General features: G+C 57.1%; 16 protein-coding genes. 9 read left to right on the top strand and 7 right to left on the bottom strand.

The features are described 5' to 3' along the window. Nucleotides 1–182 precede the first annotated feature (182 nt). From RBB49_RS01065 to RBB49_RS01055, 3 genes are all read right to left on the bottom strand, one after another. Nucleotides 183–653 (bottom strand): DUF3592 domain-containing protein, encoded by a 471-nt coding sequence (locus RBB49_RS01065; RefSeq protein ID WP_306140796.1) that lies wholly within the window; start codon nt 651–653, stop codon nt 183–185. 203 nt (nt 654–856) lie between these two features. Continuing rightward, on the bottom strand, nt 857–1,369 hold the full coding sequence (locus tag RBB49_RS01060; RefSeq protein WP_306140795.1) for a DinB family protein: 513 nt from the start codon (nt 1,367–1,369) through the stop codon (nt 857–859). Between the two features lie 89 nt (nt 1,370–1,458). After that, nucleotides 1,459–2,058, bottom strand: coding sequence for a TetR/AcrR family transcriptional regulator (locus RBB49_RS01055; protein ID WP_306140794.1), 600 nt, complete (start codon nt 2,056–2,058; stop codon nt 1,459–1,461). 78 nt (nt 2,059–2,136) lie between these two features. Between RBB49_RS01055 and RBB49_RS01050 the strand changes: the two genes are divergently transcribed. Both RBB49_RS01050 and RBB49_RS01045 read left to right on the top strand, forming a co-directional pair. Next, nucleotides 2,137–2,928 (top strand): crotonase/enoyl-CoA hydratase family protein, encoded by a 792-nt coding sequence (locus RBB49_RS01050; protein WP_306141341.1) that lies wholly within the window; start codon nt 2,137–2,139, stop codon nt 2,926–2,928. 2 nt (nt 2,929–2,930) lie between these two features. Next, entirely contained in the window at nt 2,931–3,113 is a 183-nt protein-coding gene (locus RBB49_RS01045; RefSeq protein ID WP_306140793.1) for a hypothetical protein, read from the top strand. Between the two features lie 296 nt (nt 3,114–3,409). Here the strand turns inward: RBB49_RS01045 and RBB49_RS01040 are convergent, their stop codons facing one another. The 4 genes from RBB49_RS01040 to RBB49_RS01025 all read right to left on the bottom strand — a co-directional run bounded on the left by RBB49_RS01040 (nt 3,410) and on the right by RBB49_RS01025 (nt 6,810). Then, the gene (locus RBB49_RS01040; protein WP_306140792.1) at nt 3,410–4,513 is read right to left on the bottom strand and encodes a YeeE/YedE family protein; all 1,104 of its coding nucleotides are present in this window, start codon (nt 4,511–4,513) and stop codon (nt 3,410–3,412) included. A 176-nt stretch (nt 4,514–4,689) separates the two neighbouring features. Beyond that, nucleotides 4,690–5,745, bottom strand: a complete 1,056-nt coding sequence (locus tag RBB49_RS01035) for a YeeE/YedE family protein (protein ID WP_306140791.1) — start codon at nt 5,743–5,745, stop codon at nt 4,690–4,692. Between the two features lie 306 nt (nt 5,746–6,051). After that, entirely contained in the window at nt 6,052–6,360 is a 309-nt protein-coding gene (locus RBB49_RS01030) for a helix-turn-helix transcriptional regulator (protein ID WP_306141340.1), read from the bottom strand. 81 nt (nt 6,361–6,441) lie between these two features. Further along, nucleotides 6,442–6,810: a hypothetical protein gene (locus RBB49_RS01025; protein ID WP_306140790.1), complete on the bottom strand. Its 369-nt coding sequence runs from the start codon at nt 6,808–6,810 to the stop codon at nt 6,442–6,444. A gap of 81 nt (nt 6,811–6,891) precedes the next feature. Between RBB49_RS01025 and RBB49_RS01020 the strand changes: the two genes are divergently transcribed. From RBB49_RS01020 to soxB, 7 genes are all read left to right on the top strand, one after another. Then, nucleotides 6,892–7,632, top strand: a complete 741-nt coding sequence (locus RBB49_RS01020; protein WP_306140789.1) for a cytochrome c biogenesis CcdA family protein — start codon at nt 6,892–6,894, stop codon at nt 7,630–7,632. Nucleotides 7,633–7,744: 112 nt separating this feature from the next. Then, the gene (locus tag RBB49_RS01015; RefSeq protein ID WP_306140788.1) at nt 7,745–8,305 is read left to right on the top strand and encodes a thioredoxin family protein; all 561 of its coding nucleotides are present in this window, start codon (nt 7,745–7,747) and stop codon (nt 8,303–8,305) included. A 152-nt stretch (nt 8,306–8,457) separates the two neighbouring features. Then, nucleotides 8,458–8,931, top strand: a complete 474-nt coding sequence (gene soxX / locus RBB49_RS01010) for a sulfur oxidation c-type cytochrome SoxX (protein WP_306140787.1) — start codon at nt 8,458–8,460, stop codon at nt 8,929–8,931. 22 nt (nt 8,932–8,953) lie between these two features. Further along, entirely contained in the window at nt 8,954–9,376 is a 423-nt protein-coding gene (gene soxY, locus RBB49_RS01005) for a thiosulfate oxidation carrier protein SoxY (protein ID WP_306140786.1), read from the top strand. 25 nt (nt 9,377–9,401) lie between these two features. After that, entirely contained in the window at nt 9,402–9,731 is a 330-nt protein-coding gene (gene soxZ / locus RBB49_RS01000; RefSeq protein ID WP_306140784.1) for a thiosulfate oxidation carrier complex protein SoxZ, read from the top strand. Between the two features lie 36 nt (nt 9,732–9,767). Further along, on the top strand, nt 9,768–10,619 hold the full coding sequence (soxA, locus tag RBB49_RS00995) for a sulfur oxidation c-type cytochrome SoxA (RefSeq protein WP_306140783.1): 852 nt from the start codon (nt 9,768–9,770) through the stop codon (nt 10,617–10,619). A gap of 92 nt (nt 10,620–10,711) precedes the next feature. Next, nucleotides 10,712–12,409: a thiosulfohydrolase SoxB gene (gene soxB / locus RBB49_RS00990; protein WP_306140781.1), complete on the top strand. Its 1,698-nt coding sequence runs from the start codon at nt 10,712–10,714 to the stop codon at nt 12,407–12,409. Nucleotides 12,410–12,422: the final 13 nt, after the last annotated feature.

Below are 12,422 nucleotides of genomic sequence, written 5' to 3'. Positions count from 1 at the left end.
GGCGATAAAGTCCCCATCTCGGACGTTTGCATATCAGCTGACAAATGTCTTTTGGGACGGTCGGCAAGAGCGGTCTTTGCGCACATCATGGGTCTCAGGAAGATCAACTACAATTCCTACAACTTCAACGGCGTTCTGCCTGTGATCGCTCGCTTCGCCCGTAGTCGAACAACGTTGAAAGCTTACAAAGCCAAAAGAATGAGAGCCGCGACACCAAAGCAAAGCGCAGATACCAGGGCCATTTGCTTCCAACCAGGAACGACAAGGTAGGCCTTTTCGGGTGTTCCGGGGTGGTAGAACACTGTTACGTCTGATCCGTCGTGCCTGTCTATGTAACGAAACTGCCAATTCAACAACGCCCGCAGATTATGAGAAAGTAGGATAATCCAGGGGTTAATTTTGTCGTTTTCATAAGGCACACCATCGACAACGTAGGTGTAACGAACAGTCGCGCGGTAGTTGGTTTCATCATGTGAACCAACCCCTGAGCCTTGGATGTTTTCCTCATGTAATTTCCCGATGACACTTGGCCACTTACTTATCCGGTACATGTGTATCAACGAGTACACGCCTATCAGCGCAAAATATGCCGCGGAAATCAGAATAACTGCTCCACGATCGCCTGCGATTAGTTTTTCAAGAAATTCAATCATATGAATGCTCTAAGCTGAAAAAAATTCACTGCCAATAGACAGCTGGCTTTTTTTGAAACCCGGAAACAGACAGGTCCTTCAATAGTGCTTGAATGGAACCATAAATTGACGCGAGCGGAGTGATTTCCCCTTGCGTCTGCCGAACCATGCACTTCGTGTCAGAGCTCAAATCAATCGCTTACCCGTATGAATCACATTTACTTCTATCCGGCAAAGAAACCCGCGCCGGGGCGCCACGGGATATCCGTCGAACCATAGTCAACGCCCATCTTGTGCAACGCTGTCGTGACCTGGCTTCGATGATGGGTTTGGTGATTGAAGATCTGCACAACCATCACCCAGCGCGGAATGGCGGGTATGTCGTCCCCCTGCGGATCCCTCTTGGTGGTTTTTCCTGCCAACCATGCCTCTGTCCAGTCGCGTGCACCCGCCGCAAGCTGATCGTCCTGCTCCAGACGAGCGCGTTTCAGATCTTCCCAATCAGGCCATGCCACATGCCCCCTCGGACTGCGTTCCGGCAAGGTCCCATCGAGGAATGTCAGGATCCTGCGATTGACCACGCAAATGTGATCCAATGTCTTGTGGATCGACCCGAAAAACAGCCCCCGATCCCGGTTGCGTTCGTCGTGGCCAATACCGTCGCAAAGCTGAAAGACGGTGTCGTTTTGCCAGCGTGTATAGGTGGCCATCTCGTTGATATAATCATTTGTAATCATGGAGCTTTTCTTTCAATCGTTTAATCGTCGCCGATGGTGAAGACAGGCGTTGGCAGCCCACCATCTGATGAATTCAACCGAAGACTGGATTACGTTGTCGGGGCGTCGTTATCGGCCATCTTCGAGGCGACAAGGCTCTTTGCTGTCTCGCCCGCGTCCAATGCATAGTCTGGATCCCTGTGGATCAGCATTGTTGAAAACGCACCCTCCATCAGCAGTACGATGCTGCGGGCAGTTTGCCCGGGGTGCCGGAGGCCCGCATTCTCGTACTTTTCCGCCAGCCAGCTTTCGAATTTCTTTTTATGGCCGGCGCCAACGACGACCGCCGGGTGACCCGGCATGCTGGCAAGTTCCGCAGCGGTTCTGATAAAGCCACACCCTCTCCACTTGGGATGACGGGCACTCTCTGCCACTCGCAGGAATATTTCGGCTGTTTTGTCAGCCAAGCTGCCCTCGCACTCATCAAACCAGCCGGCAAACGCTATCAGGTTGGGATGATCACGTGACTCCAGATATCCGGTTATGAGATCGTCCTTGCTCTTGAAATGATAGTAGAGCGTCTTCTTCGTAATGCCTGCCTTCTCGGCCACGGCATCAACGCTGACGGCGCGAATACCCTCCTTGTAGAAGAGCTTGCTGGCCGCATCCAAAATGCGATCTCGCGTCGGCTTTCCGGGGTCCGAGCTCATGTATACTCCTTAGTGAGTGTACCTAAGAATGCATTCCCAATAACTTTAGTCAAGCTAAAGAGATTGGAGAAAAAAGCGATGCAAAACAGTGTCCTGATTGAGATCAAGGATCGCGTGGCTCTTCTGACCTTAAACAGGCCGGAGAAGTTGAACGCACTGAATTATCAAACCAATGACCGACTATTGGAGCTTCTGGATCAGATCGAAAACAACGATGACATCGGCGCTGTCATTCTGACCGGGGCAGGGGATCGGGCCTTCTCTGCCGGGGGCGATATTCACGAGTTTGCGGCAAGCATAAGAGAAGGTGTCGATGTTGCGGTGAATCAGTTCTGCAAGCGCGGTCAAACCATGACGGCCAGGCTGGAATCCTATCCAAAACCCATACTGGCGGCCGTCAACGGAATTGCCTTTGGAGGCGGTTGCGAAATCACCGAGGCCGTCCACCTGGCTGTCGCCTCGGATCAGGCAGAATTTGCCAAACCGGAAATCAACATCGGCATTCCACCAACATTCGGCGGTACCCAGAGATTGCCGCGTTTGGCGGGTCGGAAACGGGCTTTGGAGTTGCTCCTGACAGGTGACAGATTCTCTGCTGAGCGCGCGTATGAGCTCGGATTGGTGAACAAGGTCGTTCCCCACGAGAAGCTGCTTCCTGCTGCATTTGAACTGGCCGAACGCATTCTCCGACATTCACCTCTCGCCGCTTCGAGAATCATCTCGGCCGTCACCAGAGGGATCAATACGACGATTGAACAAGGCCTCCTGATTGAAAGGGAACAGTTCGCGCGCATGGCCGCGACGCAGGACGTTCTGGAAGGCCTCGATGCCTGGATTGCCCGCAGGGCACCGATCTATCAAGGAGCCTGACGATGGCTGTTTTCACCAGTTTCGACAAGGCGACCTGGCAAGCGTTCAAATCCTTCGATCGCGAGGGACCAATTCAAATGCTGAACTTGATAAGGCTGCGAGACAAGGCGGAGTACTCCGCCGAGTTTGCTGCCATCGGGGAAAGCGCGAATGCGGAATACAGCCGACTGAGCGCGCCGGTTTGAATCGTGTCGGTGGCCGCATTGTCTGGTGGGGCGCTTTTGACCTCATGATGATGATTGGACCGCAATCGGAGAATTGGGACATCTGCTTTGTTGCCGAATACCCGTCTGCCATCGCCTTCATCGAGATGATACGCGACCCAGCCTGCCAGGAAGCTTCGCAACACAGGACAGTCAAAGCGCCGGGATTGCGTTTGTAGCATATCATCAGGCAAATCGCTGTTTCACTTTCTTATGTCGGAACGTTGGACAGCAGGAACGGTTGAACAACCGCGAAGGGAAGGCATGTTGGTTCGTCCTTACTGCGACGATTGCTTGCGATCGCGCTGAGCGTTGAGGGCAAGGGCTGTGGGCCGGGATGCCATTTCGAGCAGATGATCCGTCGCGATTGCTGACAGCCATATGCCGACAAGCGTCAGCCAGGCGGTGACGGCGAAAAGGGAAGCGCCGGTTATGCCTGCGCCAACCGCGCACCCACCGGCCAGCATCCCGCCAAAGCCCATCAGGGCGGCGCCGGTCAGATACCGCGCCATGGACGGTCCGCTTTCAAACCCCTGCAGCAGGAGTTGCCGGGTGAGGAGGGCTGCAAGGAAAGAGCCGAGGAAAACACCCGGCACAAGTCCTGAGTTGAAGCCGAGATTTTCGAAGGGCACGGACAGGAACAGCATCAGCATGTCGGCCGAGGGCCCCGTGAAGGTGACACCCTCCACCTGCACCGGATCGAACGCCTGGCGGGTCATGGCGGTTGTGAACCAGAGCGCCAGCGGCACCGTCAGTCCCGCGCCGACAGCCGCGGCCATCCGCCAGACGGAACTGCGGTTGCGAGCGGCGAAGCCAAGGCCTGCGAGCAGCCAGAGACACCCGAACAGAAAGATGGCTGTTTCGCTCATGCCCAGGAATGTCGTGAGATCATTGCCAGCCGTATCGACCGTCGTCCATAGTCCGGACAACCAGTCGCGCAGCGGTTTCAGGGCACCGTAAAGGCTTGCCTGGGCAACGACGGCAAAGACGAGTCCTGACAGCAAGGCCCTCAGATTGCCGGTTGCCGACAGGACCAGCAACCGGCTTGCGCATCCCCGTGCCATTACCATGCCGGTGCCAAACATCGCCCCTCCGATAAGCGCTCCGGAGAGGCTTTGCGGGGACGCCAGCTGGCGGGTTTCGCCCGTATCAACCTCTCCCAGAAGCGCAAGACATTGCGTCGCGATCAGGGCGCTTGAAAACGCCAGCAGCCAGATGGGCAGGCGGTCGGCGGGCCTGCGCCTTGAAAATTCGAGCGCGGCGGCCCTCAGGCAGAACCGGCTCTGCTGGGCAAGTGCACCGAACAGAACGCCGACCGTCAGTCCGCCAAGCACGAGCACCGTTGGTTCGGGCAGTCTGTCAAGAAGTGCGGTCAGGTCCATGAGCGATCCGGTGCAGCGGGATCAGCGCTGTCATCAGTTCAAGATCCCTCCAGTCTGGCGACGGCGTCCCGGCGCGCATTGACCGATCTCAAGAAAACATCAGGAAATGCGAAATTTTGAATATGTAAATGAGCCCCGTTCGTTTGTGCGTACCGATTGCTTGTTGGAGGGCGTTGTCATTCGGCGGGCGCAAACCCCGTGATGAGCTGTTTCAGGCCGAAGGCAGCTCCGGCGAAAATCGCCAGGAATGTCACCGGTGCGCTGTAGGCAAGGACGGAGAAAGCGGAAATGCCCTGACCGACGCTGCAGCCGACGGCAAGGATCGCGCCGGGACCCATGATTGCCGCACCTGTGATCTGACGTCTGAGTTCGCGCGGATCCTCGCAGGCCTCCCAGCGGAAGTGTCCCTTGGCGAAGGACCCGAGGAAAGCGCCAATGACAACGCCGACGACGGAGCCAACGCTGAAGGACAAGGTGTTTCCGGAGGCGGTCATGCCGTAGTAAATCGTGTCGCCGATGGGCGCGGCGAATGTGTGCGTCTCGATTGGTTCCGACTCGAACCCGGTCATGGCCACCCAATAAGTGCCGACCCAACCCGAAACGATTGCAAGCCCGACGACACTTCCCCAGAAGATATGCCACGGCGACTTCCGGAAGCCGGCGCTCGACAGGGTGAATGCAATTATCAGCCCGCCAATGGCAAGGCCTGTCACGATGGGTGCAATTCCGAACGCGGCATCGAAGAATTGGCTGACACCTTGCGGCGTTTCGGCACCGGTCTCGACCGGAAACAGCCATACGCGCGCATGGGCAAGAGGTCCGGACATGACAAAATAGGCAGACAACCCCATGACGATGACCATGACAAATGCCCGCAGATCGCCGCCGCCGAGGCGGGCGAGAGCGCCATATCCGCAATTTCCGCAAAGGGCCATGCCATAGCCGAACATGAGCCCGCCGACGATCGAACCCAGTGGGTTCCAGACCCTGTCGAGATAAGCAGTGCTTGATCCTTCAAGAAGTCCGGAAGACATGGCCGCATGCGAGCCGATAATGGCAACGCCGATTGCAAGACCCCACATGCGCATACGCCGGTCGTCTGCACCATAGAGCACGTCTTCGATAGCTCCGAGCGTGCAGAATCGTCCGATACGCGCGGCAAGACCCAGGGCGATCCCACCCATAAGGCCAATCAGCGCAACCGCGTTGGCTTCTCCAAGCGCCTCCAGCATGTCCGTCTCCTCCCTAGGGTCAGGACTCATTAATTTGGTTGAATTGGCGCAGCAAACCGCAATGAGCTGCAAAGAAAAGCGCGACAAGCGGGCTTCCTGCCCGGTTGAGCGGTTTGACGTAGTAGATCGAAGCCGCTTTTGCGTCCCTGAGGGGTAGGATGAACTTGGCCGGCAACGTCGTTGCAAATCTTCGGAAACCGGACGGTTTCCTGCAGCTTTGCACCTCGTGTCCGAAAAAATTCATCCCTACCAATTCATCCAAATTAATCAGTTCTGACCCTAACCGGACGCCAGAACAGCGCTCGGTTACTCCTCCCGGCAGAACAGGTCATAGACCACTTCCATGATTTGCTTGGGCCGGTCGTCTGTCAAGCTGTAGTAGATCGCCTTGCCATCACGGCGCGGGGTCACCAGACCTTCAAGTCTGAGACGTGTCAGCTGCTGCGACACGGCCGCTTGCCGCGCTGAGAGAAGATTTTCCAGTTCGGCGACCGACTTTTCGCCGGAGGCCAGGTGACACAGTATCATCAACCGGCCTTCGTGGCTGATGGCTTTCAGGAAATTGGAGGCGCGCTGGGCGTTCTTCATCATCCTGTCCATGTCTTCGGCACACATGTCGGCGTCGAACACCGGCAGACGGGATGTGCCTTCCTTCGCACTCTCTGGCGTGCCTTGGGTGTCAGCGCTCATGCTCAATCAACCTGTCTTATCCAGAGGAATGTTTGCCTGGCTGAACATCATGCCGAGCAAGCTCCAAAAAAAATCCTCACCGGGGTACCCCTCGATTCGACCGACTTCGTTGCCATTGTGCACGAGAATGAAGGTCGGTGTGAAGCGAACCTTCCTTTGGAAGGCCACATCGGGCACGTCGCCATGCAAGTTATAGCGTCTCAGCGGAGCGGTTCTACCTTCGGCCGTCTTTGGATAGATATGTGCGATCTCTTTGTTCCACCTGGCACACCAGTGGCACCCGTCTTCCTCTGCCATGAGCAAGAACGTCTCCGCATGCGCCCCGACCGGCGCGAGCGCGAGCATCAGAACGATCAGCGTCTTCAACAATGTCAATTCGAAACCCCGATTGACGAGTGCACACACTTAATCATAATCTAATTTGTGAATATATCAAGCTGAGAAGCAGCTCATTCCATGTTCGAGATCACCTATTTCGGTGCGTTGGCCGCAGGGCTTCTGTCGTTCCTGTCGCCCTGCATCCTGCCGATTGTTCCCTTCTACCTGAGCTACCTGGCAGGTGTCGGGGTGAATCAGGTGGAGATGGAGACCGACATTTCCCGTAGCGTGAAGCTGCGCGCCTTTCTGTCTGCCTGTTGTTTTGCGCTGGGCGTGATCACTGTCTTCATGGGGCTTGGGGCCACGGCCAGTGCATTCGGCCAGCTGGTGCGCGAGTATTTCGACGTGCTGCGCTGGATTGCGGCTGCAATCATCATTGCGATGGGCCTTCATTTCCTGGGTGTGATCCGGATCGGCATCCTTTATCGGCAGCTTCGGGTTGAGACCGGACAAGCAACAAACGCCAGCCTGCTCGGCGCTTATGTCGTCGGGCTTGCATTTGCTTTCGGGTGGACACCGTGCGTCGGACCGGTTCTCGCGGCGATCCTGTTTACCGCCGCTGGCCAGGAAACCGCGGGTCAGGGGGCCGTGCTTCTGTTCGTCTACGGCCTCGGTATGACGCTTCCCTTTGTTGTCGCGGCTCTTTTCATCGGTCCTTTCATGTCATGGATGGCCGGATTTCGAAAATATCTTGGCGTCGTCGAAAAGCTCATGGGAGCATTCCTGGTCCTGTTCGGGGTCCTGATCGCGACGAATTCCATCAACATCATCGCGCAATGGATGCTGGAAACCGTTCCCTGGTTCAGCGCCATTGGCTAGTCACCTGAATCTGACGTTCGACCCATTTTGCAGCCGGCTTCGAACGAACTTCAGATTCACCGCACGAGAGCCCCGTCGCATTCACAAGGGCTCAAATGGAGGAGGAATGACAATGACACGTTTGCTCTGGGCGCTGTGCGCAGTCTTTTTCTCGATGCAGGTGTTTGCTGCCGAGATCGGCGATGACGGGCTCCACAAGGCATCCTGGATGCGCGATACCTTCAAGGATCTCACTGAAGACCTGGAAGAGGCAAACACGGAAGGCAAACGCCTCATGGTGATTGTCGAACAGCGCGGCTGTATCTACTGCAAGCGGATGCACGAGGAAGTTTTCGTGGTGCCGGAAATCTCCCAGTACATCGAGGACAACTATTTTGTGGTCCAGATAAACATGTTCGGTGACGTCGAAGTCACCGATTTCGACGGCACGACCCTGCCGGAGAAGGACATGGTCAAACGGTGGGGCGCGCTGTTTACACCGAACATCATTTTCTTTCCGACCGAAGTTGCGGATAATGTCACCGCGGCACAGGCAGCCGTCGCGAACATGCCCGGCGCCTTCGGGCGCTGGACGACGCTGAACATGCTGACATGGGTGGTTGAAGAGGGCTATGCCGGCGACGAGCCCTTCCAGAAGTACCATGCGCGCAAGTTCGAAAGTCAAAACAAGTGACTATCGATACTGCAGCGCGACATTTTGTTGCGTTTTTGCTGCGCATGCGAACAAATCGATAAATTCATTTAATTGAATTTGTTATTGCGTAATAACGAATATGTGCTGTATGGTCGCACGAAAGGTCGCCGGAATCGGCTGAGGGAGGACCAATGAAACACGCAATTTTCAGCTTGGCTGCGATGCTTGTTGCTTCGACGGCTTTCGCCGAGGGGGTCAAGCCGACGGACGTCGTCTTCACGGATGGCGCTGTTGATGTTTCGCTGTCCGGCGTGGCCGGCGATCCGGCCGCAGGGGCTGAAATCATGAACAAGGGTGCCGGTAACTGCATCGCCTGTCATCAGGTGTCGGCCCTGAGCCACCTGGCGTTCCACGGCGAGATCGGCCCACCGCTCGACGGTGTCGCCGACAGGTGGTCCGTCGCGGAGTTGCGCGGCATCGTTGCGAACGCGAAGGTGATGTTCGAAGGCAGTCTGATGCCATCCTTTTACAAGACCGAAGGCTTTGTTCGCCTCGGTGACGCCTATACCGGCGACGCCCATGGCGACGGCGACGTGCAGCCGCTGCTGACTGCCCAGCAGATCGAAGACGTTGTCGCCTTTCTCGTAACGCTCAAGGAAGAGTGAGCGTCCTGATATGGAGATCAAAATGGAAATGACGCGGCGAAAGCTACTTGCATTCGGCTCCGGCACCTTCGTCCTGGCGACCCTGTCGAGCCTGCCTGCATTTGCCACCCTGACGGACGACGCAATCGCGGAACTGACCGGTGGCGCGGACATGGGCGAAGGGGCGATCACCCTGACAGCGCCTGAGATCGCCGAAAACGGCAACACCGTTCCGATCGCCTTCGACGCCCCGGGCGCAGCTGAGGTCACTCTGTTCGCCGACGGTAATCCTGTGCCGAACGTCGCGACGTTCAAGTTCGGTCCGCTCAGTGCGTCCCGCGGCGCCTCGACGCGTATCCGTCTCGCCACGACCCAGAACGTGGTTGCGATCGCGAAGATGGAAGACGGGTCCTTCCAGATGGCCAAGGCCAACGTGAAGGTGACCATCGGCGGCTGCGGCGGCTGATCGGCAAGGCATTAGGAGAAAAATCATGGCATCTGGTGTGAAACCACGGGTAAAGGTTCCCAAGAAGGCTGCGGCAGGTGAAACGATCACCATCAAGACGCTGATCAGCCACAAGATGGAAAGCGGTCAGCGCAAGGACGATGACGGCAATGTCATTCCGCGCTCGATCATCAATCGTTTCACCGCCGATTTCAACGGTGAGAACGTCATCGACGTTACGCTTGAACCGGCCATATCAACCAATCCCTACTTCCAGTTCGAGGCGGTCGTGCCGGAATCCGGTGAATTCAAGTTCACCTGGTACGACGACGACGGCTCCGTCTACGACACGACAAAGAAGATCACGGTCGGCTGACCGTTGATGACAAGCGTCTGGTTGAGGGAGGAAGGCGTGAAATATACGACAATAGCAATCGGCTCTGTCGCGGCACTGGTATTGATGCCGGGTCTGGCAATGTCCGATCCGGACGAAGACAGTCTGACAATCAATGGTGACATCTCCATCGTCACGGAGACCGACGCGCCAGCGCATACGGAAAACCTCTCGACGATCTATTCCGGTTGGCGGTTCCGTTCCGACGAGACGCAGGCGTTCCAGATGGATGATTTCGACAATCCGGGAATGATTGGCGTCGAGAACGCGATGGTGAACTGGGAAACGGTCGATGGTAGCGCGGGCAAGTCATGCGCAAGCTGCCACGAAGGTCCCGAAACAATGGCCGGCGTTCGTGCTGTCTATCCGAAATGGAACGACGAAAAAGGCAAGGTGACCACCATCGAGATGGAGATCAACGATTGCCGTACGACGCATATGGGCGCACAGAAGTGGAAATACACCGGCGGTGACATGACCGACATGGTTGCCCTGATTTCCTCCGTCTCGCGCGGCATGCCCGTCAATGTCGCGATCGACGGTCCGGCAAAGGAAACATGGGAGCAGGGCAAGGAGCTCTACTATACCCGGACAGGTCAACTTGAGCTGTCTTGTGCGAACTGCCACGAGGACAGCTATGGCCTGATGATCCGCGCCGATCACCTGAGCCAGGGTCATATCAATGGCTTTCCGACGTACAGGCTGAAAAACACCAAGCTCAATTCCGTGCATGCACGGTTCAAGGGGTGTGTGCGCGACACGCGGGCCGAGACCTACAAGCCCGGTTCGACCGAGTTCATCGCCCTTGAACTCTACGTTGCTTCGCGCGGGAACGGCCTGAGCGTCGAAGGGCCGTCCGTCCGTAACTGATGTAACGTCGGGGTCCCGGTTTCCAATCGGGGCCCTTTTCTCGAAGAGATATATTCACTTATGCGCATATGATTTGAGGAGCGAGCAGGAATATGATTTCGCGTCGCGATTTTCTGCAGGTTGGAATGGCAGCATCCGCAGTTGTCGGAGCCTCTGGTTTCGGCAATTGGGCGCGCCTTGCTGCGCAGCAGGCGCTGACCCAGGACCAGCTTCTGGAATTCGATACGTTTGGAAATGTCTCGCTCATTCATGTGACAGACATCCATGCGCAGCTGAAACCGATCTATTTCCGGGAACCTTCTGAAAACATCGGCGTTGGCGACAACCGGGGCGCCGTGCCGCACGTGACCGGCGCGCAGTTCCGCAAGCTCTACGGCATCGCGGACGGCAGCCCGAGCCACTATGCGTTGAGCTCCGGCGACTTTTCGTCTCTGGCGAAAGGTTATGGCCGCGTCGGCGGACTGGATCGTGTGGCAACCGTGATCAAGGCCATTCGCGCCGACCGCCCCGACGCCATTCTGCTTGATGGCGGCGACACCTGGCACGGCTCCTACACCTGCTACAAGACGGACGGGCAGGACATGGTCAATGTCATGAACGCGCTGAGCCCGGACGCGATGACGTTTCACTGGGAATTCACCCTCGGCAGCGACCGGGTCACCGAGATCGTCGAGGACCTTCCCTTTGCAGCGCTCGGCCAGAACATCTTCGATGTCGAATGGGACGAGCCGACGGAGCTTTTCCCGCCCTACAAGATGTTCGAGCGCGGCGGCACCAGGATCGCGGTCATCGGGCAGGCATTTCCCTATATGCCGATCGCCAACCCGGGCTGGATGTTCCCCGAATTCGCCTTCGGCATCCGCGACGAAAACATGCAGGCGATGGTCGACGAAGTGCGCGCGGAGGGCGCGGAGTGCGTCGTCGTTCTGAGCCACAACGGCTTCGACGTCGACAAGAAGATGGCGACTGTGGTCAGCGGGATCGACGTCATCCTGTCCGGCCACACCCATGATGCCCTTCCCGAACCGGTGCTGTCAGGCAAGACGATCATCGTCCCGTCCGGTTCGAACGGAAAGTTTGTCAGCCGCGTCGATCTCGACATCCGCAACGGACAGCTCATGGGCTATCGGCACAAGCTCATTCCGGTTTTCTCCGATGTTATCGAACCGGATGCGGAGGTCGCCGCGCTCATCGATGAGCAACGTGCGCCCTATACCGCCGAGTTGTCGGAGGTCATCGGCAAGACCGACAGCCTGCTTTACCGCCGGGGCAACTTCAATGGCACCTGGGATGATCTCATCTGCGATGCGCTGCTATCCGAGCGCGATGCGGAAATCGCCCTGAGCCCTGGTGTGCGCTGGGGACCGTCGTTGATCCCGGGCCAGGAAATCACGCGGGAGGACATCTTCAACGTGACCTCGATGACCTACGGCAAGGCCTATCGCACCGAAATGACGGGTGAATTCCTGAAGGTCGTGCTGGAAGACGTCGCGGACAACATTTTCAATCCGGACCCCTATTACCAGCAGGGCGGCGACATGGTGCGCACCGGCGGGCTTGGCTACAGGATCGATATCGCCCAGCCGCAAGGCAGCCGGATTTCGAACATGACCCTTCTGAAGACCGGCGAGACCATCGACCCGTCGCGCTCCTACGTGGTTGCCGGTTGGGCCAGCGTGAACGAGGGCACGGAAGGACCGCAGATCTGGGACGTCGTTGAAAATCACATTCGCAAGCTCGGCACGGTGACGACACGGCCGAGCAACAGCGTTGAAGTCATTGGTGCATAGTTTAGGCAGGGAG

This window comes from Roseibium sp. MMSF_3412 (assembly GCF_030733265.1).
GTDB lineage: Bacteria > Pseudomonadota > Alphaproteobacteria > Rhizobiales > Stappiaceae > Roseibium.
The sequence above is the reverse complement of the archived record's forward strand: the minus strand, read 5'-3'. Positions and strand labels throughout refer to the sequence as shown.

What these genes read in the sequence shown, in the direction of transcription:
- RBB49_RS01065 (WP_306140796.1), bottom strand. Translation starts at nt 653, where the DNA reads ATGATTGAATTTCTTGAAAAACTAATCGCAGGCGATCGTGGAGCAGTT.
- RBB49_RS01060 (WP_306140795.1), bottom strand. Translation starts at nt 1,369, where the DNA reads ATGATTACAAATGATTATATCAACGAGATGGCCACCTATACACGCTGG.
- RBB49_RS01055 (WP_306140794.1), bottom strand. Translation starts at nt 2,058, where the DNA reads ATGAGCTCGGACCCCGGAAAGCCGACGCGAGATCGCATTTTGGATGCG.
- RBB49_RS01050 (WP_306141341.1), top strand. Translation starts at nt 2,137, where the DNA reads ATGCAAAACAGTGTCCTGATTGAGATCAAGGATCGCGTGGCTCTTCTG.
- RBB49_RS01045 (WP_306140793.1), top strand. Translation starts at nt 2,931, where the DNA reads ATGGCTGTTTTCACCAGTTTCGACAAGGCGACCTGGCAAGCGTTCAAA.
- RBB49_RS01040 (WP_306140792.1), bottom strand. Translation starts at nt 4,513, where the DNA reads ATGGACCTGACCGCACTTCTTGACAGACTGCCCGAACCAACGGTGCTC.
- RBB49_RS01035 (WP_306140791.1), bottom strand. Translation starts at nt 5,745, where the DNA reads ATGCTGGAGGCGCTTGGAGAAGCCAACGCGGTTGCGCTGATTGGCCTT.
- RBB49_RS01030 (WP_306141340.1), bottom strand. Translation starts at nt 6,360, where the DNA reads ATGTGTGCCGAAGACATGGACAGGATGATGAAGAACGCCCAGCGCGCC.
- RBB49_RS01020 (WP_306140789.1), top strand. Translation starts at nt 6,892, where the DNA reads ATGTTCGAGATCACCTATTTCGGTGCGTTGGCCGCAGGGCTTCTGTCG.
- RBB49_RS01015 (WP_306140788.1), top strand. Translation starts at nt 7,745, where the DNA reads ATGACACGTTTGCTCTGGGCGCTGTGCGCAGTCTTTTTCTCGATGCAG.
- soxX (WP_306140787.1), top strand. Translation starts at nt 8,458, where the DNA reads ATGAAACACGCAATTTTCAGCTTGGCTGCGATGCTTGTTGCTTCGACG.
- soxY (WP_306140786.1), top strand. Translation starts at nt 8,954, where the DNA reads ATGGAAATGACGCGGCGAAAGCTACTTGCATTCGGCTCCGGCACCTTC.
- soxZ (WP_306140784.1), top strand. Translation starts at nt 9,402, where the DNA reads ATGGCATCTGGTGTGAAACCACGGGTAAAGGTTCCCAAGAAGGCTGCG.
- soxB (WP_306140781.1), top strand. Translation starts at nt 10,712, where the DNA reads ATGATTTCGCGTCGCGATTTTCTGCAGGTTGGAATGGCAGCATCCGCA.